The following is a 21,192-nucleotide window of genomic DNA, read 5'->3' on the forward strand; positions in this document are numbered from 1 at the left end:
CAGAAAAAACTATATGGCAGAGGACAACACCCTTCTCGACGACAACATTCACTGGTACAAAGACGCCATCATTTACGAGTTGCACATCAAAGCCTTTATGGATGGCAACGGCGATGGCATCGGCGACTTTAAAGGCCTGATGCAGAAGCTCGACTACCTGGAAGAGCTCGGCGTAACCGCTATCTGGCTCTTGCCTTTTTACCCGTCGCCGCTCAAAGACGACGGCTACGACATTGCCGACTACTACAGCATCAATCCGAGCTATGGTACCATGCAGGATTTCAAGCTGTTCGTGAAAGAGGCACACCGCCGCGGGCTGAAGGTGATCACTGAGTTGGTCATCAACCACAGCTCCGACCAGCACCCCTGGTTCCAGCGGGCACGTCGTGCAAAGAAGGGCTCCAAGTACCGCAACTACTACGTGTGGTCCGACGACCCGACGCAGTACAAGGACGTGCGCATTATTTTTACCGATTATGAGCCTAGCAACTGGACCTGGGACCCGGTAGCAGGGCAATACTACTGGCACCGCTTCTTCCACCACCAGCCCGACCTGAATTTCGACAACCCGGACGTGCAGCAGGAGGTGTTCAAGATGCTCGATTACTGGTTCGACATGGGCGTAGATGGTTTCCGTCTGGATGCAGTACCCTACCTGTTTGAGCGCGAAGGTACCAATGGCGAGAACCTGCCTGAGACCCACGACTTCCTGAAAAAACTGCGTGCCCACGTCGACAAGAAATACGAGGGCAAGCTGCTACTGGCTGAGGCGAATATGTGGCCTGAGGATTCGGCATCATACTTTGGTGATGGCGACGAGTGCCACATGAACTATCACTTCCCGATCATGCCGCGTTTGTTCATGTCGGTGAAGATGGAAGACCGCTACCCGATCATCGATATCTTCGACCAGACGCCGGCCATACCGGAAACCTGCCAGTGGGCGATGTTCCTGCGCAACCACGATGAACTTACGCTCGAGATGGTGACCGACGAGGAGCGCGACTACATGTACAAAGTGTATACCCGCGATCCGCTGGCCAAAATCAACCTGGGTATACGTCACCGCCTGGCCCCGCTGCTGGGTAACGACCGCGCCAAGATTGAGCTGATGAACGTACTGCTCTTCTCCATGAAGGGTACACCGGTGGTGTACTATGGCGACGAGATCGGTATGGGCGACAATTACTATCTGGGCGACCGCGACGGCGTGCGCACACCGATGCAATGGAACGACAACCGCAATGCCGGCTTCTCCACCGCCAATCCGCAGAAGCTATACCTGCCCGTGATCATCGACCCGGAGTACAAGTATGAATCTGTGAACGTGGATACACAGCAGCACAATGCCAACTCACTATTGTGGTGGATGCGCCGCGTCATCAACATGCGCAAACGCTACAAGGCCTTTGGTCGTGGCGAGATACGTTTCCTGAACCCGTCCAACGCCAAAGTGCTGGCTTTTGTGCGCTCTTATCAGGACGAGAACATTCTGGTAATTGCCAACCTGTCGCGCTTCCCGGAGGCTGTGGAGCTCGACTTGCCGGAGTTCAGAGGCTACGTGCCGGTGGAGGTGTTCAGCAAAAACAAATTCCCGCAGATTAAAGAAGATAGCTATGTGCTCACGATGGGAGCGCATGGATACTACTGGTTTGAGCTGCAGCCGCAGGAAGTAAGCGGTCGCGAAGGACTCGACATGAAAAAGCCGGCCATGCAACTGCCACCGCTCAGCCAGCCTATACCTTCCCGTGCGCTCAAAACACTCGAGAGCAAGGTGCTGCCGCCATATATCCTGAACCGCCGTTGGTTTGGGGGCAAGGCCCGTACGATTCAGCGCATGCAGGTGATCAGCAACACACCGATGACGTTCGGCCGATTTGCCGCTTCGCTGCTGTTTATTGAGGTGAACTACAACGAAGGGCTGCCGGAACTCTACCAGTTGCCAATTGCCTTTGCCAGTGGAGAACAGGAAGAGGAACTGATCGCTACCCAACCGAATAGCGTAATCGCCCGTGTCACCCTGGATGGAAAAGAAGGCATCCTGTACGATGCGGTCTATTCTGAGGATTTCCGCCAGCTGTTGCTCAATTTGATGGCCAAACGCAAAAGCATTAAAGTGGACGGCGCTGAACTGGTTGGTACCGGAAGTCGAAGTATTGCCAGCAAAATAAAGGAAATTGGTCAACCGCTTTCTTCTAAAATACTGGGAGCCGAGCAGAGTAACACATCGGTGCTGTACGACAATCAGTTTTTCCTGAAGGTATACCGCAAGCTCGACCGTACCCAAAACCCTGATGTAGAGATCGTGCAGGCACTCACGGATAGAGAATTTGCAAACGTGCCGATGTACCTGGGCTCGATAGAACATGAAGAGGAGGGCAAACCGCCGATGGTGCTCGTGATGCTGCAGGAACTGGTGCCTAACCAGGGCGATGCCTGGGTATACATGGAGGATTCACTTAAACGCTTTTTTGAGCGATTGCAGACCCATAAGGACCACGAGCCGCTGACTGATACCACTGGCACCCTGGCCAGTCCTGTGCCATTCTCGGAAGCGCCGGAGCACATGCAGCTGCAGTTAGGAGGCGCGTCTGTGGAGCGCATCGAGTTACTGGGGCAGCGCACGGCCGAAATGCACCTGGCGCTGGCTGATATAATTGAATCCAAAGACTTTACACCGGAGGCCTTCTCGCTGCACTACCAGCGCTCACTTTACTCGTCGCTGACCTCGCTGGTGCGCAGTAATTTCGACAGTCTGAAAAAGCACTTGCCTAACCTGCCGGATGCCGTGCGGGCGGAGGCCGAAGAAGTACTGCAAATGCGACAAGAGATACTGGAGCGGTTTAAAATGATCTTCCGCCGCAAGATAGATACCCAGAAAATACGCACCCACGGCGATTACCACCTGGGCCAGGTGCTCTTTACGGGGCGTGACTTTGTGATCATTGACTTTGAGGGGGAGCCCGCCCGTTCATTCAGCGAACGCCGACTCAAACGCTCTCCGTTGCGCGACGTGGCCGGTATGATCCGCTCGTTCCATTATGCAGCCTACAATGCGCTGTTCCAGCAGGACAATTTCCGAAAAGACGACAGCGCCTACCTGGAGCAATGGGCCGAGCAGTGGTACCACTACGCCAGCGGTTTCTTTATGCACACCTATCTGGACAAAACGCAGGGCGCGGGCATTGTACCCGGCAACGAAGAAGACATCCAGGTGCTGATGGAGACCTTCCTGCTCGAAAAGGCGATCTACGAGTTGGGCTATGAACTGAACAACCGTCCGGATTGGGTGCTCATCCCGATCAGAGGCATAAAGTACATCATGAGGAAATATCAGAATGGCTAAGAAAAAGGAACAGGAAAACACACAGCAGAACCCACTGACAGGTATGGAAACCGGTACCGGCGCAGCCATGAACGAAGGCACCGAACCAAACAAAACAGGGGGAAGAAAGAAAAGCAAGAAGGATGAAGGTAAGGCCACTGTGGAAGTGCAGTCTGGTAGTGCAGCAGCCCAACCCAAAAGGGGCAGGCCACGCAAAACGGACAACTCCGCTAAGGAGAGTGCAGCTGAGGAAATGATGGTGAAGCCAAAGCGGGGTCGTGCAGCTACAGCTACTTCAGTTGGACCAACTGCTGGGCAAAGTGAAACCAAACCGAAGCGAGGCAGGTCGAATAAACCCGTAGCGCTGCAACAGGAGGCCCAGGAGGCAGGTCTGTCGACCACGCCTGCACCGGTGCTGGAGCAGCCCCGGCAGGAGCAGACCGGACCGGTCTACTACGATGTTAGCCGGCTTTCTGAGTTTGATGTATACCTGTTCCGCGAAGGCCGCCACTTTAACCTGTACGAGAAACTGGGTTCGCACCTGATGGAACGACAAGGCACCAAAGGGGCATACTTTGCGGTATGGGCCCCGAATGCCGAGCAGGTATCCGTGATGGGCGACTTTAACTCCTGGAACCGAGAAAGCCACCAACTGCAGGCGCGTGCTGATAACTCCGGCATCTGGGAAGGCTTTATTCCGGATGTGCAGGCAGGCATGCTGTATAAGTACCACATCAAGTCGCGCTACCACATGTACCATGTCGAGAAGAGCGACCCTTTTGCGCTACGCCGCGAAAAGCCTCCGCAAACGGCTTCGGTAGTGCACGAGTTCCGCCATACTTGGCAGGACCAGAACTGGTTGGCACAGCGCAAGTCGCGCCATGGCCAGCCGCAGCCTTATTCTGTGTATGAAATGCATGTGGGCTCGTGGCGCCGCAAGCCCGAAGACAACAACCGTCCACTGACTTACCGCGAACTGGCTGAGGAACTGCCCGCTTACGTCAAAGATCTGGGCTTTACGCACGTGGAGTTCATGCCGGTTATGTACCATCCCTTCAGTGGCTCCTGGGGCTACCAGATCACGGGCTATTTTGCGGCAGCCAGTCTCTACGGTTCGCCCGAAGACCTGATGTTCCTGATCGATGCCCTGCACCGCGAAGGCATCGGGGTGATCATGGACTGGGTGCCCTCGCACTTCCCGTCCGATGAGCACGGTTTGGCTTACTTCGACGGCACGCACCTGTTCGAGCACGCCGATCCGCGCAAAGGCTACCACCCGGACTGGAACAGCTACATTTTCAACTACGGTCGCAACGAGGTGCGTTCTTTCCTGATCAGCAACGCACTGTTCTGGCTGGATAAGTATCATGTGGATGGCCTGCGGGTAGATGCCGTCGCCTCGATGCTATACCTGGACTACAGCCGCAAGCACGACGAGTGGATCCCGAACGAGTTTGGCGGACGCGAGAACCTGGAGGCGATTTCTTTGCTGAAAGATTTTAATGAAGCCGTGCACACGCAGTTCCCGGAAACGCTCACGATTGCGGAAGAATCCACGGCCTGGCCTCAGGTGACGGGCAAGGTAGCAGACGGCGGTCTGGGCTTTGACATGAAATGGATGATGGGTTGGATGCACGACACGCTTACCTATTTTTCCAAAGACCCGATCTACCGCAGGCACCACCAGGGTGATATCACCTTCAGTATTATCTACGCGTTCAGCGAGCACTTCATGCTACCGCTCTCGCATGATGAAGTGGTGCACGGGAAAGGCTCCCTGATTCGCAAGATGCCGGGCGATGAGTGGCAGGCTTTTGCCAACCTGCGGGCGCTCTATACTTACATGTACGCGCACCCAGGCGCCAAACTCCTGTTTATGGGCGGCGAAATGGCACAAAGCACCGAGTGGAACCATGACAGCAGCCTGGACTGGCACTTGCTGCAGTATGGCAACCATGCAGGTATACAGGAGCTCATACGTGCTCTGAACCATACCTATCAGCAGGAGCCGGCCCTCTACGGGAAAGCGTTTGAACCAGCAGGCTTTGAGTGGATTGACTATAATGATGCCCATAACAGTGTGATCAGTTTCCTGCGCAAAGGAGAGCGGCCGGAAGAGCAACTGCTGGTGGTTTGTAATTTCACGCCGGGCGTGCACGACAACTACCGCCTGGGCGTACCGACCGGTGGCAATTGGGTAGAGGTGTTCAACAGCGATGATAGCCTTTTCGGTGGAAGCAACTTCCATAACCACGGCACGCTGCAGGCTATACCTGATTCCTTCCATGGGCATGATTACTCCATTGTGCTGAAACTCCCACCTATGGCGGTGGTGTATTTTAAGTACCAGCCAGCGTAGTGGTTTTGGGTCAAAAGTATTGGTTGATAATAGAAAAGAGCGTCTGCCCAATACCGGGCAGACGCTCTTTTCTTGTTTTAAATAGCCGTTTGTTGTGTTAGTTTGCAACTGGCGTAGTTATGGCTGTTGCAGTTATAGTAGCTTTCTTTGTTTCATGGCTTCGCCTATACCTATTTATTGACAGTACAGAAAAGTCCCCTTCGAAGTCGAAGATCCGGGACTTGTTTCGGGAGGGGAAGGGGGATGACAATTGTGCACGCGAATACTCAAAACCCAGCTACTACTTCCCCTTCCTGAGCGGCAAAAACTTGGTAAAACTTCGCTTGCGTTCGCCCTCCTCGCTGGGAAGACTTGTGTCCGAAACCGAGCGTACATCTTCGATGGAGTAAAAAGCGTTGGGGTTGTAGTCGCGGATAATGTCGATGACTTCTGTCATTTTCTTGCGCTTCACAATCATGAAAAGCAGATTGACTTTGCCACGCGAGCCTTTCGCGTCCAAAGCGGTGAGGCGGTAGCCTCTGTTGGTCAGGCGACTGATGAGCTCGTCGCCTGAATCTACCGTGATAACCCGCACCACGACCTGGCCCAAGGCCAGCATCTGCTCAATGCGCAGCCCCAAGAAATTGCCCGCGGCAAATCCGCCCGCCCAGGCAAGGTAGGACGCAAAGTTGCTCAGGTTCTGCATCACCTGCGTGATGGCTACGAGCCAAATGAGTACTTCCACGAAGCCTAGCAGCGGAGCAATGGTTTTGTCGCCTTTCGAGATGAAAACAATACGGAGGGTGCCCAGCGTAACGTCCATGATGCGGGCCAGAAAAATAAGAGCAGGTATAATGACCCAATTGACGATTTCCGGGTCAATTCCTTTAAAGTAATCCATGGGGTGATTTGTTCTTTGGCTAATGTGTAAGCTGTTACTGACAACGACCAAAAATAGTTTTCTGATTTAAACAGGGTTGGTCTTGTGCAGTGCTTCCGGGCGAGGCCCTTTTATAAAGGTACTAAGTTTTTTGCGTATATGGTACCTTATCTCCGGATATGGCTTATATGGCTAGGTATAAAGGGGATGACCTTGCAGATAGGTAGGTGTAGTGGCAGGCAGCGATTTTATTTCATATTAATTTTACTATATAGTCAAAACGTGCGCCCAATTATATCCGTATGTTATAAAGACTGCCTGTACCATAATTTGACGAAGCATATTTTTTAAAATCCGGACCCTGAATGCAGCTGGCTCACACCCTGGGTCGGTTGCTGCAGATGCCAGACATAAGGTGTAATCACATGGCGAAATTGATTATTGTGTCAAACCGACTCCCTGTAAAGCTACAGGAACATGAGGGTCGGCTTGATTTTAAACCGAGTGAGGGCGGCCTCGCAACGGGATTAGGCTCTGTATATAAGAAAAAGAACAACCTTTGGATTGGCTGGCCGGGCATGGTGGTTGAGGATGAATCGCAGCAACAGCAGATCGTCGACAACCTGAATGGACAGAACATGCACCCAGTCTTTCTTTCCGAAAAAGAAATAAAAGAGTTTTACGAGGGCTTCAGCAATGAAACGTTGTGGCCTACTTTCCACTATTTCAGTCAGTACGCTATTTACGAACAGCAGCTTTGGGAAACGTATGTTGAGGTAAACCAGAAGTATTGTGACGAGCTGGTAAAAGTGGCGGAGCCCGATGACACGATCTGGGTGCACGATTACCAGTTGCTGCTACTGCCGTCGATGCTGCGCGAGAAGTTACCGGAGAGTACTATTGGGTTCTTTCAGCATATACCGTTTCCATCCTACGAAGTTTTCCGCCTCCTGCCCTGGCGCAAGGAGCTGCTGGAAGGTATGCTGGGCTCCGACCTGATCGGTTTCCATACCTACGACGACATGCGCCACTTCCTCAGCTCGGTCAACCGACTGGTGGGCCACGGCAGCACGCATGGCTGGATCAACACCGGTAACCGCTCGCTGCTCGTCGACTCCTTTCCGATGGGCATCGACTATGAGAAGTATGAGCAGACTGCTGAGAGTGAGGAGGTGAAAAAGCGTGAGAAGATCTACCGCAATAACCTGCACTCCAAAAAGATCGTGCTCTCCATCGACCGACTCGACTACTCCAAAGGTATACCGCAACGACTGCAGGCCTTTGAGCTGTTTCTGGAGCGCTATCCGGAGTTTCACGAAAAGGTAACGTTGGTAATGCTCGTGGTGCCGTCGCGTGACGCGGTGGACAAATACAAGGAGCTGAAAGAGGAGGTGGACGAACTGGTGGGCCGCATCAACGGCAATTACAGCCACATGAACTGGAATCCGATCCAGTACTTCTACCGCTCGTACCCGCTCGAAACGCTTTCTGCCTTTTACCGCATGGCGGATGTGGCCCTGGTAACGCCGATGCGCGATGGTATGAACCTGGTCTGCAAAGAGTACGTGGCGAGCAAGCTCGACCAGACAGGCGTGCTAATCCTGAGTGAGATGGCGGGGGCTTCCAAAGAGCTTTCCGAGGCGCTTCTGATCAACCCGAATGACATCAACCAGATGGTGGAGACGCTGCACACAGCCCTTACCATGCCCGAAGAAATTCAGAAGCAGCACATGCAGCATATGCAGGAATCGCTGCGCAGGTATAACATCCACCACTGGGTGAGCATGTTCATGGACCGCCTCTCTTATGTCAAGATTAAACAGCTGTCCATGGCCACCACATACCTCGACGAGGCAACATATCAGGAACTCAGCAACTCGTATGAAGAGGCCAGTTCGCGTCTGTTCTTCCTGGAGTATGACGGGGCTCTGGTCGACTACCAGGGCCGTCCGCTGATGGCTGCGCCTGACGAAGACCTGCTGGAGCTTTTGCAGATGCTGAGCAGCAATTCCAAGAACCGGGTGGTGGTGATCAGCAGCCGCGAGAAAGACACCATGCAACGCTGGTTGGGACACATGAACATCGACCTGATAGCCGAGCATGGCGTGTGGATAAAGCAGCGCGGCACCGGCTGGCAGACCATGACCAGCCTGATCGACGACTGGAAGAGCGACATCCGCCTGATTCTGGATTTGTACGTGGACCGCACGCCGGGCTCTTTTATTGAGGAGAAAGAGTACTCACTGGTATGGCACTACCGCCGCGTAGAAACTGGTTTGGGTGAGTTGCGTGCACGTGAGCTCGTGAGCCACCTCAACTTCCTGGCCACCAACAGCAACCTGCAGGTGCTCGACGGACAAATGGCCGTAGAGATCAAGGCGCAGGAAGTGAGCAAGGGAAAGGCAACCAGTTACTGGCTCAACATGTACCCGCATGATTTTGTGCTGGCCATTGGCGATGACTGGGGCGACGAGGATATCTTCAAAGCCATGCCGCGCGAGGCTTATACCGTGAAGATCGGAAACACGCACTCCGTGGCAAAGTATCACCTTGATAGCTGTGAAGAAGCCCGGAAACTGCTCTCCAGATTGGTGGGGCTCAAGCAAAAAAAGCTACCGAAAGAATTGCTGTAAATAGGTTTTAGTGAAACAGAAAAGCCCCGGCTGTTGCATAACAGGTCGGGGCTTTTCGTTTAGGCGGTACCAGCTGAGCTTAGCGTCTTTCTTCCGTTCTCTTGCTATACCTGCGGTAACTGTATACGAGTGATAGAAGCACCAGCACGTTGGCTACCAAACGCATGTATACATGCTGGTTCGGTACAGAAGTCAGCGAGTCGGAGAAATCAATGTTGGTGATGTTATAGATGATCAAGACGATCAACAGGATGATCAGAACAAGGGCGAATTTCTTCATGAGCAATTCGGCTATACATTACTGGAACAAAGTGCCACCGCTTGCGCCGCCTTTCTCAGACTTAGATACCGGCTCCTCGCAATTCTCCTCGTTGAACACCTGGTTGATGGCGTTCTCGGCATGGCGCAGTTTGTCTTTGCAGAATTTGATCAGCAGGGAAGAACGCTGCACTTTCTGGGTCAGTTCGTCCACATCCACGGAGTCGCTTTCGATGGCCCGCAGGATTTCCTCAAGTTCCTGGGTGGCCTCGCGGTAGGTCATTTTGCTTATGTCTTTGTTATTCATCTTTGTCTGTGTTTACAACTAAACTGTGCACCCTGCCGTCCTGCAGGCGCGTTTCAATCACATCTCCCTCTTTTACCTGCCCCATGTGCTTGATGATCTTTCCGTTGATCAGCGTTAAGGTATAGCCGCGCAACAAAAGCTTTTCCGGGTCGTTGGCCTGGATGCGCATTTCGAGCATGTCAAGCTTGTGGCTGTCGGAGCTTAGTTTTTTCTGGGCACTGTACTGCAGGCGGTCACTGCATTTCACAAAGCTCAACTGACTACGCTTGTGCTTGTCCTTGGCCTCTGTCTCGATGCAGTGCACGAGTTTGTTCAGGTCCTGCTCCTTCATGTGCAGCCAGCGCTGGCCTATTCCCTCCACACAAACGGTCAGCTCGCTTAGTTCCCTGCCGCGCAGGTGCAACAGGTCTTTGGTATAAGCCTGCAGCAACCTTTCTGAGTTCAGAAGTCGGTGTTTCTGGGTTTCGAGGAAGCTTTTGGGCTTAAGGAGCAGACTCTTAGAAAAATGCTCCAGCTGCTCCCGGTTTTCCTGCAGAAAACTATTGGTTAAGTTCGCTATTTTCAGGCTCTGTCGCTCCAACTTGTCGGCTGTGAGACGCAGCTGCTGACTGGCGAACATGTGAATACTGTCAAACAGTCCCTCTACCCCTGTTTCAAAAGCAAGCGCTTTATCCACCAGATAATTTGCCACAGCCGTCGGCGTCTTCTGGCGGGTATGGGCTACGAGGTCAGAGATACTTTCGTCGCGCTCATGGCCTATACCTGTTATAACGGGCAGCGGCGAATTGCCAATGGCAGCAGCTACCTTGTAATCGTCAAAGCAGCCCAGATCGGTCTGCGAACCGCCCCCACGAATGATCACAATGGCGTCGAACAAATGGCTATACCTAGCGATCAGGTCCATGGCTTTGGTAATGGAGGCGGGTGCCTCGTTCCCTTGAACAGTAGCTGGGAAAAGCCTCGTATCGAAAGTATAGCCGTAGCTATTGTTTTCGAGTTGGTGTATAAAATCCTGGTAGCCCGCCGCTGTCGCCGACGATACAATGGCCAGCCGCTGTGGCACCAGTGGAATTTCCAGCTCTTTGTTGGCTGTGAGCAATCCCTCGGTTTCCAGTCGCTTCAGGGTTTCCTGTCGCTGTCTGGCCAGATCACCAATGGTATAGTTGGCGTCGATGTTGACAATGTCGAGGCTAAGGCCATAGAGTTCGTGAAAACGCACCTGCGCCTGAAAGAGAATCTTGAGTCCGGCCTTGAGTGGCTGCCCTGTTTTCTCCTCAAAATACCGCCCCAGCATTTGAAAACGGCTGCTCCAGATCGTTGCTCGGGCCTGCGCTTGTATCGCGCCGCGCGGATTGTCGCCTTTATCGACCAGGTTGAGGTAGCAGTGCCCTTTGCGGCGATCCGGCGTCACCTGCGAGATCTCCGCCACCACCCAGTAGCTCTCCGGAAACGCCATTTCCAGCTCTTCGCGTATCTGCTGGTGCAGTTCGAAGAGCGAAAGCGGAGCATGAAACTCCTGGGTTACGGTAGTCTGGCTGAAATAAAACTGGGCCATGGGTAGGGTGAAGGATCTAAACCCGAAGATAGGGGTTTTAGGGGAATTCTTTTTAAAGCGTTATGGGATTTTGTTCTTTAACAGATATTGGTTTAGCGGCGCATGGGCTTTGTTTTTTAATAGCTGAATGGGTAGGTACTGGTCTTTCAAGTATAACTACTTGTTTTGTTTCATAGCTCGGCTTGGCCAGCCGGGCGACTTTTTCGCCTGTGCGGCGGGCACCTACTTTTTTCCTTGATGAAAAGAAAGAGGGCCTCTACCCCCAGTAGGCAAAAAAATCAAGACTATCCAAATCGAGGGCCCCTACCCCCACTCGCTGAACGCTCTTGACAGGGGGACCCCTTCACCCCCAACAGTAGAGCGCCGTTTTGTGCACTTGGCTAGAGCGATCTGCTTCGTAGCCCAAGGGGCAAGGATGCCTTGCTATAACTGATAGTGGTGTGTGGCAGAAAATATAGCACTTATACCTGTAGATTGAGATTGGTAGATATTGCCTCGGTACGGGCAGGTTCGTTTCATTCCACCTCTTTTGTTATCCTGTAAGAATCTTGGTAAAGAGGGCCCCTACCCCCGCAACTAGGATCGACTTAACCTCCCGGGGGTAGGGGCCGTCTATTTCAACCAAGTCTCTTAACAAAATGACAGTAAGATTTTTGCCTGTCTTCGTAGAATGAAGCAGCCTGCTTAGAAGTGAGGGGTAGGGGTTGGTATAATCGTTTACAGGTATACAGAAGTAATGAGGCTTATACCTACCAACTGGCAGTGGCGAAAGCTCCCCTCCTTGGATAAGGAGGGGCAAGGGTGATTGGACCCGGTGTAGCAAAAGAATTGCTGCAGAGACAAAGCCTATACCTAAGGGTCGGGAAGTACCAGAAATTCCCCTCTGGAGGTAGAGGCCCTCTATTAAGAGAGGGACAGGGGTATATTATAGCAACCGCTTAACCTCCCTTCAACTAAGATCCCTTCAGGATGACAGATCGGAAAGCAGCAGCGGAAAAGTCCCGCTTCGAAGTTGAATATCCAGGACTTGTTTCGGGAGAGGCAGGAAGATGACAATCATGCACAAGAATCTTTAACAACCCAAAATCCAACCCTACCCCTTCAACTGATCCAGCGTCTGCATCACCTTCTCCTGCCATAGCTGCTTCTCTAAAATCACGGGGGGGGCGACGCGTTCGAGGCAGTCGAGGGCGGGACAGCGTTCGCAGGTTTCGTTGACGTAGCGGTGCACAATGGCCGGGTCGTCGAGGAAGCGGACTTTGCGGCGCAGGTTCTCATTGAGCAGCATGCCAATGCTGATCGTGCCGGTCAGGCTTTCAGTTGGCTGCGCCAGTGCCAGCACCAGGTACTCATTGGTTGAGTTGATATATGAGGAGCGCTGTATGCCTACCAGTGGCCGCTCAAGTTGACCCATCAGTTTCTGCCTCTCCATGTCCTCGAAGAGCGTGAGCGAGATCCAGCGGCGGCAATAGTGCTCGTTCAGGAAGGAGGCGTGTGGGTTGTGCAGTCCCGACAGGTGGAGCTCTTTGGTAAGAGAAAAGTGGTCTGAGGCCGCATCATGGTGGAAGCGCAGGAAAAAAAGCTGTTTGATGCTGAAGAAGCGGGGCAGCAACGAAGTCAGGCGGTGCAGCAACGTCTCGGGAGAGGTGTTGTAGCTCTCCATGAGCTGCAGCAGCAAATTTGGCTGCCAGGTCGGTTGTGCGAAAAATGTCTGCATGTCCTGCACCAGTCGGTCGCGGTTGAGCAGGAGGGCACCAGCGAAGTAAGAGGCCTTGAAGTTGTTGAGAACCTCTTCAAACGACCCCACTTTCACCCAGGTGGAGGTATGGGGGCGTGGTTGCAACTGCAATACCTCAAAACCAATCTCGCGTGCTACTGCAAACGTACGCTGCTGCTCTGTCAGGTTAGGGTTGAGCAAAAGCAGAGGTGTCGCACCTGGTTTGTGAATGGAGCGAAGCGGAGCTAGCTCAGGGTACTGCTCAAAAGCCTCCGTTGCAATTTTTATGTTAAATGAGTTTTCCAGTATACCTGCCAATTGCTCAAAGCCAGGGGTAGCCTCCGCGCTGATGCCGTGAGTTTCCATAAATCGCTCTACTTCCAGTTCTAAATCCTCGAAGTAGTTGTCGTGCAGTTCCTGGTATGAGCGGAGGGCGGAGAAGTAAAACTGCTCTACCCGAAGGTCAAAGGCGCGCGAGATCTCAAGCAAAGTGTTCACAAAAGCACTTAGCTTGGCCGGGGCTGTGGCAAACAGGTCCAGTAACCGACTAACATCCAGCCCGAAATGCTCGAGCGGCAACTCCGACAGAATGTTCGATTGCAGGAGTTCGCCTACAGGCTGTAGGCGCTTGCTCAATTGCAACGACACCAGGTAATCGTATGTCACGCCCAGTTCATCGGCTATTATCGCAATTTTGCTGGGTTTGGGGTGCTTCTTTCCCTTTTCTATCTCGTTGAGGTACGACACCGATATCCCTGTGCTTATAGCCAAGTCTGTCAGCGATATATTCTTTTCTGATCTTAACTGTTTGATTTTCAGACCGAGTATAAGCCTGATAACATCTTCTTGTAGCCTCATTCAAAAATAATTTCACTGTGCTAATGCTAATAAACGGGCTTTTGCGATTATTTCCTAAAAACGTAAAAAATATTATTAGCGAAAATTCGCCAAAAATTAAATGTTCGCGTATAGATGATAAAATTACAATCCGTCACCTCACGTTTATAGATATGTTAGTAGAGAGCACAGCCCAGGTAAAAGGAATGCCTGTGAAAGGTATAGAGCAAATATTAACACCGGAAGCCCTCGAGTTTTTGGAAACACTGCACGATCGTTTCGAAAAAAGAAGAGAAGAGCTTTTGAAAGCCAGATCAGAGCGACAGCAGCGCATTGATGCCGGCGAGCGCCCCGGTTTTCTGGAGGAGACCAAAGCAATCAGAGAGGGGAATTGGAAAGTGGGCGCTATGCCTGACGACCTGCAAATGCGGCGCGTGGAAATCACAGGGCCGGTGGACCGCAAAATGGTGATCAACGCGCTCAACTCCGGGGCTGATGTGTTTATGGCTGACTTTGAGGACGCCAACTCGCCTATCTGGGAGAACGTTGTGCAGGGGCAGATCAACCTATACGATGCCGTGCGTCGCACTATCACCTACCAAAATGGCAAGGTATACCAACTGAAAGAGGAGGTGGCTTTGCTGAAAGTGCGCCCACGCGGCTGGCACTTGACTGAAAAGCATTTGGTGATAGGAGGCAAGCCTGTCTCAGCTGCTTTGTTTGACTTCGGGCTTTACTTCTTCCATAACGCTAAAGAATTGATTGCCCGCGGTACAGGACCTTACTTCTACCTGCCTAAACTGGAGAGCCATCTGGAGGCCCGCTTGTGGAATGATGTGTTCGTAGCATCGCAGGAGGCTCTGGCTATACCTGTCGGCACCATCAAAGTGACGGTACTGATTGAAACCATTCTGGCTGCTTTTGAGATGGACGAAATTCTGTATGAACTGCGCGAGCATATTGTGGGTCTCAACGCCGGCCGCTGGGATTACATCTTCAGCGCCATCAAGAAGTTCCGCAACCAGCCGGAAGTGATCTTTCCAGACCGCACCGCCATTACCATGCAGGTGCCTTTTATGAAAACTTATACCGATCTGCTCGTGCAAACCTGTCACAAACGCGGCGCCCATGCCATGGGCGGTATGGCGGCCTTCATCCCGAATCGACACGATCCAGCCGTAAACAAGACTGCCTTTGAGAAAGTGAAAGCCGACAAGGACTTTGAAGCGAAGAATGGTTTTGACGGTACCTGGGTGGCACACCCGGATCTTATACCTGTTGCCCGTGAAGCTTTCGATAAAGTACTGGGCGATAAACCGCACCAGAAGGAAGTGCTACGAGAAGAGGTGAACGTAAAAGCTTATGACCTGCTCAACTTCAACATAGAAGGAGGCAAGATCACAGAGGCCGGGCTGCGACTTAACATCAACGTAGGCATCCTTTACATCGGCAACTGGCTCTGCGGTACCGGTGCGGCCGCCATCCACAACCTGATGGAGGACGCCGCCACCGCCGAAATCTCCCGGGCACAGGTATGGCAGTGGCTTCACCAAAAAGACACCCGCACTGCCGAAGGCGAGCCGATCACGGAGGAACGCGTGCTACAACTTATCAAAGAAGAGACCGACCATATCAAAGAAGAAGTTGGGCTGGCTATGTTCAAAAACTGCCATTTCGAACGTGCCTCACAACTCTTCTCCGAGCTCGTGCTCTCTACCTGTTTCGTTGATTTCCTGACACTCCCGGCTTATAAGTACATAGTGTAGAGTTTAGGAGTTGGGGAGTTTAAGAGTTGAGGATGTAAGAGTTTATGGAATAAGAAAAAGTACGCAAAAACTGATTCTCTTTTCAACCCTAATTAACCCAGGACTTGTGACTTCTATACTTTCTAATTTCTACTTCTCAAACTCCCCAACTCCTAAACTCATTTAACTCCCAAATTCAAACCTCTCAAACTCCAAAACTCCAATAATTATGTCAAAGACCGAAAGAATTCAGGCTATCCAGCAGGACTGGCTGGTGAACCCACGTTGGACAGGTATAAAAAGACCGTATACCGCCGACGAAGTTGTAAAACTGCAGGGCTCCGTTAAAATTGAATATTCCCTGGCCCGCAACGGGGCGGAGAAACTGTGGAACAAGCTGCATACCGAAGAATATGTGGTCGGATTGGGCGCGATGACGGGTAATCAGGCGGTGCAGGAGGTGCAGGCGGGACTTAACGCCATCTACCTAAGCGGCTGGCAGGTTGCCGCCGATGCCAACCTGGCCGGACACATGTACCCCGATCAAAGCCTGTACCCGGCAGACAGCGTGCCGAATGTGATCAAGAAGATCAACAACGCCCTGCTGCGTGCCGACCAGATTCAAAGCGTGACCGGCGATGGTGAAATTGACTGGCTGGTGCCGATCGTGGCTGATGCAGAAGCTGGCTTCGGGGGCAACCTGAATGCTTTTGAATTGATGAAAATGATGATCGAAGCCGGTGCTGCCGGGGTGCATTTCGAGGACCAATTGTCGAGTGCCAAAAAGTGCGGGCACCTGGGTGGCAAGGTGCTGGTGCCAACGCAAGAGGCCATTAACAAGTTGGTCGCTGCGCGACTCGCAGCCGATGTGATGGGGGTGCCTACTTTGCTGGTGGCCCGCACCGACGCCGATGCCGCCAACCTGATCACGAGCGATATTGATCCGCGTGACCATGAATTCATCATACCTGGTGAGCGCACCAGCGAGGGCTTTTACCGCGTGAATTGTGGGATCGAGCAAGGTATAGCCCGTGGCCTGGCCTATGCTCCTTATGCCGACCTGATCTGGATGGAAACGTCTACCCCAGACCTGGAGCAGGCCCGTAGATTTGCAGAAGCCATTCATACAGAATTTCCGGGCAAGCTACTGGCTTATAACTGCTCGCCATCCTTTAACTGGGCTGCCAAATTAAGTGTGGAAGAAATGGAAACGTTCCGGGAAGAATTAGCGAAGATGGGCTACAAATTCCAGTTCATCACACTGGCCGGCTTCCATGCGCTCAACACGAGCATGTTCGAGTTAGCAAAGGCTTACAAAGCACGTGGCATGGCCGGTTACTCTGAGTTGCAGGAACGTGAGTTCGGCCTGGCGAAAGAAGGCTTCAAAGCGGTGAAGCACCAGTCTTTTGTCGGAACCGCTTATTTCGATGCCATCCAGAACACCGTTACATCCGGCACCGCCTCTACGGCTGCGCTGGTAGGCTCTACGGAAGAAGAACAGTTTCATTAAGCATGACTGCATAAAAGGAAAGCTCCCCTCTGTCTTGGCGATGGCGGGGAGCTTTCTTTATGGTGTCTTAAATGATTTAAACAATTGCCTATTCTGTTTTGAACCCGATGCCTTTGGCTCTTTTTGCCCAGTTGTCACGCGCCCATTTCTGCATATCCTCCACGTTGTCCATCTCGTCCATAATCTCCATGCCCAGCAGCGTTTCAATGATGTCCTCCATGGTCACGATTCCGGCCGTGCCACCGTACTCGTCCACTACCAGCGCGATGTGGTTTTGGTCTTTGAGCAGTCGACTGAAGAGCTCAGGTATAGGCATGTATTCGGTTACTACCTCAATATCACGCTTAATGCTTTTCAAGGGTAGGTTCCCCTGGTTGTCAATCAGTTTGGAAAGCACTTCGTCTTTCAGCACATAGCCATGTATATCGTCCAGACTGTTCTGGTAAACCGGGATGCGGGAAAAGCGAAGGGTCTTGGCTTGCTTGAAAAAATCGACAATCAGCATGTCTTCCTGCGCACCGTAAATAACCGTTCTAGGTGTCATCACGTGGCGCACCAGAATCTGATTAAAGCGCAGTACGTTGCGCAGTATCTGGGACTCGCTTCTCTTAAAAATGCCCTCTTTTATACCTATTTCCGCCATGGCCGTGAAGTCGGCACGGCTCAGCACACTTTTGTCTTTGTCACGCTTCAGGCGCTTGGTAATGAACTGAGACAGTATGATGAGCGGATACAAAGGAGAGTAGATCATGATGCGCAGCGTCCTCACTGTGAAGGGCGTCAATTGCCTCCAGTAGTTGGCACCCAGTGTTTTAGGTATAATCTCGGAGAGGATCAGGATGATGATCGTGAGGATGGCAGAGATAAGGGAGAGGTACTCTTCGCCCCAAATGATCTGGGCCTGAGCACCCACACCAGCCGCCCCGATGGTGTGCGCAAAGGTGTTCACCGTCAGGATGGCAGCCAACGGACGGTCTATATTGTCTTTAAATTCCTCAAGGTGCTTGCCTACGGTAGGGTTTTCCTGTGAGGTGATGCTTACGTGCGAGGGCGTTATGCTAAGCAAAGCTGCTTCGAGCAGAGAGCATAAAAATGAAAATACAAGTGAAATAGTAAGGTATAGGAATAGTAAACCCATGTAGGTAGATACGGTTATGGTTAGTCTATGACAATCCTAATCCAGAGACGTCAAAGATTAAGGGATCAAAGATACTGAAATTAATGCACCACGCGCAGCACCGGCTCTTCTAGCGGCGTACGCGTCTCTGGGTCCACTGTAAAATAGCCCACCATACTTGGCCCATACCCCAGATTAAGCTCCACAAATTTATCTTGTTCAGGCAGCATACCAATCACCTCTTGCTGCAGGTTTTTATACTTTTCCAGCAAATCTTTCAGCTTCTGCTCTTTATCGTTCAGCGTGTTCTGCGGTTGTCCGTCAGTCAGTTGCTGTTCAGTAGTTTGCTCCGGATCGAAGTCAGATCGCATACTTTGCAACGACAGCAGTTCTACCTCCAGCAGCCGGATGTCACGTTCCACATGCAGGTATTCTTTCACTTTTTCTTCTAGCGGAACGAGTGATTCGTCCAGGTATTCAATCAGGTTTTCCATTTCTTATCAGGTATAGCAGGGTATACAGCTCCTATACGGAAAATTCCCCTGTTTATTTTCATACGTGAAGAGCTATGGTACGGCTACATGCCTGCTGAAGGTATACCTATACCTGGACTTACAGCCATTTGAAAACCTTTCTGATAAAGGCCAGCCGGTTGCCGTAAGGCGGATAGCGCAACGGGAGGTCGATCCAGGTGCCGCGGTGCACCACGCTCTTCTGATTCGAGAAAAGCTCAAAACTGGCCTGCCCGTGGTAGCTGCCCACACCACTCTCGCCTACACCGCCGAAAGGCAGCTTGGGATTAATGAGATGTGAGATGGTATCGTTGATGCAACCGCCTCCAAAGTGCGCTTGCTCGAGCACTTGCTGCTGCTGCCATTTGTCAGAAGAGAAAAAGTAAAGCGCCAGGGGCTTTTCTCTTGTGTTGACCTGCCGGATGGCTTCATCCAAATAGGTATAGGTAAGCACAGGCAGGATAGGACCGAAAATTTCGTCCTGCATGACGGGGTGCTGCCAGCTCACCTGATCCAGCACAGTAGGAGCGATAAAGCGGCTTTCGGGATCGTGCTGTCCGCCGATGCGAATCACGCCATGCTGCAGGTAGCTGCTCAGACGCTGGTAATGCCGGTCGCTGATAATGCGGGCGAAGTCCGGGCTGTGTCGTGGCGAGTCGCCATAAAACTCCTGAATGGCGATGCGAAGCCTTTCGATCAGCTCGTCTTTCACCTGCTCATGCACCAGCAGGTAGTCAGGGGCCACACAAGTCTGACCGGCGTTCATAAATTTCCCCCAGGCAATGCGCCTTGCTGCCAGCCCAAGGTCGGCATCTTCTGCTACGATCACCGGACTTTTACCGCCCAGCTCCAGCGTAACCGGAGTCAGGTGTTCGGAGGCCGCTTTCATGACGACCCGGCCCACCTGGGTGCTGCCTGTGAAAAAGATATAGTCGAACCGCTGAGCCAGTAGGTGCTGCGTAGTAGTCACACCACCTTCCACCACAGCGACCAGGCGCCGATCAAACGTGTCGGAGATGAGCCGCGAAATAACAGCCGAAGTGGCAGGAGTGAGTTCAGACGGCTTGATGATGGCGCAGTTGCCCGCTGCCAGGGCACCGATCAGCGGATTGAGCACCAGTTGCAATGGGTAGTTCCAGGGGCCGATGATGAGGGCAACGCCATAAGGCTGTGAGTAAATGTAACTGCGGGCCGGGAAGTTTAGCAGCGTTTCGCTTACGGGTTGTGGCTTGGCCCAGCGCACGATATTTTTGAGTACAAGCTGAAGTTCTTTTTCAACGAAGCCTATCTCGGTGGTAAAAGTTTCAAAAGCCGGCTTCCGGAAGTCGGCATACATGGCATCGATCAGCTCCTGCTCGTGGCTGCGCACGGCCTCCAGTAAGTGACGGAGCTGCTCCTTGCGAAAGCTGACGCTTAAGGTGTGGCCTCCGGCAAAAAAGGCGCGTTGCTGCTGCAGCAGGTCGAGCACGGCCTGCGGGTCTGCTTCCCTGGCGGGGCTGACCTTGGTTACAAAGGTGTTTGTAGCGTTCATAGCGGGTGAATGGTTAGGGTTTGGTTGCGTAAGCCGGTTTTGGGTCAGCAGCCGGTCGGCCGGTAAAATCATTCATAGAGGTATAGACCCCAAACCAGCGGCCTGCCACCGTATCGAAGACACGGGTGGGTAAAATGCCACGAAGGAAGGGGAGGAGGTTCACGATAAAAGGTTTGCGCAGCAGGATCCTGTTACGCTCCACGGCCTGCAGTATGGCTTCTGTGATCACTTCAGGCTGCAGGATCGGGGTTAGGAGCGGCGCTCTTACACCGGCAAACATACCGGTGTCGATGTAGCTGGGCGTGACGGTTGTAACTTTCAGGTTGGGTCCGGTCTGCTCGAGTTCCAGCCGCAGGCTTTCAGACCAGCCGAGCACCGCCCACTTGCTGGCCGCATACACACTCATGCGCGGATTGGGAAGCAGGCTGGCAGCCGAGGCAATGTTCACAATGTGCCCAGATCCGCGCGCGACCATGGCAGGCAAAAAGGCCTGGGTCACCAGCATGGCGCCCAGCACATTTACCTGCAGCGTCCGCTCAATTTCGGCCATGCTGTGTTCTACAAAAGGCTTGCCCACCACAATGCCGGCATTGTTGATCAGGATCTCCGGTGCGCCAAACCGGCTTTGTACATCTTCAGCCGCCTGTTGCACCTGTGCCGCATCGCCTATGTTCACTTGCCAGGTATGCACTTCGTGGTCGGCTTTACTGAATTCCTGATAAGTCTGCTGCAGCCCAGTGGGGTTAATGTCCCACACCAGTACACGGATAGCACCGCGCTGCAGGCATTTGCTGCCCATCAGTTTGCCTATGCCGGAGGCTCCTCCAGTGATGAGCACTGTACTTTTCCTGATGTGGGTCATGTGGCTTTTTTTGAAATTATCTGTATTTCGCAAGCATAATATAGGAGAATAAGGTCATATACAAA

At 52.5% G+C, this 21,192-nt stretch carries 14 protein-coding genes; 5 read left to right on the top strand and 9 right to left on the bottom strand.

The features are described from left to right. The first annotated feature begins 13 nt into the window (after positions 1–13). Together treS and glgB are read left to right on the top strand one after the other, a co-directional pair. Entirely contained in the window at positions 14–3,346 is a 3,333-nt protein-coding gene (gene treS / locus C8E01_RS15070; RefSeq protein WP_116544289.1) for a maltose alpha-D-glucosyltransferase, read from the top strand. After that, entirely contained in the window at positions 3,339–5,684 is a 2,346-nt protein-coding gene (glgB, locus tag C8E01_RS15075; protein WP_116544290.1) for a 1,4-alpha-glucan branching protein GlgB, read from the top strand. Before treS ends, glgB begins: the two co-directional genes overlap by 8 nt. A 280-nt stretch (positions 5,685–5,964) precedes the next feature. Here the strand turns inward: glgB and C8E01_RS15080 are convergent, their stop codons facing one another. Continuing rightward, positions 5,965–6,564: a DUF2179 domain-containing protein gene (locus tag C8E01_RS15080; RefSeq protein WP_116544291.1), complete on the bottom strand. Its 600-nt coding sequence runs from the start codon at positions 6,562–6,564 to the stop codon at positions 5,965–5,967. Positions 6,565–6,968: 404 nt separating this feature from the next. Here C8E01_RS15080 and C8E01_RS15085 point away from each other — a divergent pair, with 404 nt between their 5' ends. Further along, complete coding sequence (locus C8E01_RS15085) at positions 6,969–9,176, top strand: bifunctional alpha,alpha-trehalose-phosphate synthase (UDP-forming)/trehalose-phosphatase (protein WP_116544388.1); 2,208 nt, start codon at positions 6,969–6,971, stop codon at positions 9,174–9,176. 79 nt (positions 9,177–9,255) lie between these two features. Here the strand turns inward: C8E01_RS15085 and C8E01_RS15090 are convergent, their stop codons facing one another. The 4 genes from C8E01_RS15090 to C8E01_RS15105 all read right to left on the bottom strand — a co-directional run bounded on the left by C8E01_RS15090 (position 9,256) and on the right by C8E01_RS15105 (position 13,871). Then, positions 9,256–9,456, bottom strand: a complete 201-nt coding sequence (locus C8E01_RS15090; protein WP_116544292.1) for a hypothetical protein — start codon at positions 9,454–9,456, stop codon at positions 9,256–9,258. Positions 9,457–9,474: 18 nt separating this feature from the next. Then, the gene (xseB, locus tag C8E01_RS15095) at positions 9,475–9,741 is read right to left on the bottom strand and encodes an exodeoxyribonuclease VII small subunit (RefSeq protein ID WP_116544293.1); all 267 of its coding nucleotides are present in this window, start codon (positions 9,739–9,741) and stop codon (positions 9,475–9,477) included. After that, positions 9,734–11,296: an exodeoxyribonuclease VII large subunit gene (gene xseA, locus C8E01_RS15100; RefSeq protein WP_116544294.1), complete on the bottom strand. Its 1,563-nt coding sequence runs from the start codon at positions 11,294–11,296 to the stop codon at positions 9,734–9,736. Before xseA ends, xseB begins: the two co-directional genes overlap by 8 nt. Positions 11,297–12,389: 1,093 nt before the next feature. Then, on the bottom strand, positions 12,390–13,871 hold the full coding sequence (locus C8E01_RS15105) for a helix-turn-helix domain-containing protein (RefSeq protein WP_116544295.1): 1,482 nt from the start codon (positions 13,869–13,871) through the stop codon (positions 12,390–12,392). 152 nt (positions 13,872–14,023) lie between these two features. Between C8E01_RS15105 and aceB the strand changes: the two genes are divergently transcribed. Then, positions 14,024–15,616: a malate synthase A gene (gene aceB / locus C8E01_RS15110; protein ID WP_116544296.1), complete on the top strand. Its 1,593-nt coding sequence runs from the start codon at positions 14,024–14,026 to the stop codon at positions 15,614–15,616. 208 nt (positions 15,617–15,824) lie between these two features. Next, positions 15,825–17,105 carry an isocitrate lyase gene (gene aceA / locus C8E01_RS15115; RefSeq protein ID WP_207774903.1) on the top strand — a complete coding sequence of 427 codons (1,281 nt, stop codon included), beginning with the start codon at positions 15,825–15,827 and terminating at the stop codon, positions 17,103–17,105. 88 nt (positions 17,106–17,193) lie between these two features. Here the strand turns inward: aceA and C8E01_RS15120 are convergent, their stop codons facing one another. The 4 genes from C8E01_RS15120 to C8E01_RS15135 all read right to left on the bottom strand — a co-directional run bounded on the left by C8E01_RS15120 (position 17,194) and on the right by C8E01_RS15135 (position 21,127). Then, on the bottom strand, positions 17,194–18,243 hold the full coding sequence (locus tag C8E01_RS15120) for a CNNM domain-containing protein (RefSeq protein WP_116544298.1): 1,050 nt from the start codon (positions 18,241–18,243) through the stop codon (positions 17,194–17,196). Positions 18,244–18,323: 80 nt separating this feature from the next. Further along, complete coding sequence (locus tag C8E01_RS15125; RefSeq protein WP_116544299.1) at positions 18,324–18,716, bottom strand: hypothetical protein; 393 nt, start codon at positions 18,714–18,716, stop codon at positions 18,324–18,326. A 118-nt stretch (positions 18,717–18,834) separates the two neighbouring features. Then, the gene (locus C8E01_RS15130; protein ID WP_116544300.1) at positions 18,835–20,265 is read right to left on the bottom strand and encodes an aldehyde dehydrogenase; all 1,431 of its coding nucleotides are present in this window, start codon (positions 20,263–20,265) and stop codon (positions 18,835–18,837) included. 13 nt (positions 20,266–20,278) lie between these two features. Next, positions 20,279–21,127 (bottom strand): SDR family oxidoreductase, encoded by an 849-nt coding sequence (locus C8E01_RS15135; protein ID WP_116544301.1) that lies wholly within the window; start codon positions 21,125–21,127, stop codon positions 20,279–20,281. Positions 21,128–21,192 lie beyond the last annotated feature (65 nt).

This window comes from Pontibacter virosus (genome assembly GCF_003096355.1).
Classification (GTDB): Bacteria; Bacteroidota; Bacteroidia; order Cytophagales; family Hymenobacteraceae; genus Pontibacter; species Pontibacter virosus.

Excerpts from the sequence above, each read along its gene's own strand:
- treS (WP_116544289.1), top strand. The coding sequence starts at position 14 with ATGGCAGAGGACAACACCCTTCTCGACGACAACATTCACTGGTACAAA.
- glgB (WP_116544290.1), top strand. The coding sequence starts at position 3,339 with ATGGCTAAGAAAAAGGAACAGGAAAACACACAGCAGAACCCACTGACA.
- C8E01_RS15080 (WP_116544291.1), bottom strand. The coding sequence starts at position 6,564 with ATGGATTACTTTAAAGGAATTGACCCGGAAATCGTCAATTGGGTCATT.
- C8E01_RS15085 (WP_116544388.1), top strand. The coding sequence starts at position 6,969 with ATGGCGAAATTGATTATTGTGTCAAACCGACTCCCTGTAAAGCTACAG.
- C8E01_RS15090 (WP_116544292.1), bottom strand. The coding sequence starts at position 9,456 with ATGAAGAAATTCGCCCTTGTTCTGATCATCCTGTTGATCGTCTTGATC.
- xseB (WP_116544293.1), bottom strand. The coding sequence starts at position 9,741 with ATGAATAACAAAGACATAAGCAAAATGACCTACCGCGAGGCCACCCAG.
- xseA (WP_116544294.1), bottom strand. The coding sequence starts at position 11,296 with ATGGCCCAGTTTTATTTCAGCCAGACTACCGTAACCCAGGAGTTTCAT.
- C8E01_RS15105 (WP_116544295.1), bottom strand. The coding sequence starts at position 13,871 with ATGAGGCTACAAGAAGATGTTATCAGGCTTATACTCGGTCTGAAAATC.
- aceB (WP_116544296.1), top strand. The coding sequence starts at position 14,024 with ATGTTAGTAGAGAGCACAGCCCAGGTAAAAGGAATGCCTGTGAAAGGT.
- aceA (WP_207774903.1), top strand. The coding sequence starts at position 15,825 with ATGTCAAAGACCGAAAGAATTCAGGCTATCCAGCAGGACTGGCTGGTG.
- C8E01_RS15120 (WP_116544298.1), bottom strand. The coding sequence starts at position 18,243 with ATGGGTTTACTATTCCTATACCTTACTATTTCACTTGTATTTTCATTT.
- C8E01_RS15125 (WP_116544299.1), bottom strand. The coding sequence starts at position 18,716 with ATGGAAAACCTGATTGAATACCTGGACGAATCACTCGTTCCGCTAGAA.
- C8E01_RS15130 (WP_116544300.1), bottom strand. The coding sequence starts at position 20,265 with ATGAACGCTACAAACACCTTTGTAACCAAGGTCAGCCCCGCCAGGGAA.
- C8E01_RS15135 (WP_116544301.1), bottom strand. The coding sequence starts at position 21,127 with ATGACCCACATCAGGAAAAGTACAGTGCTCATCACTGGAGGAGCCTCC.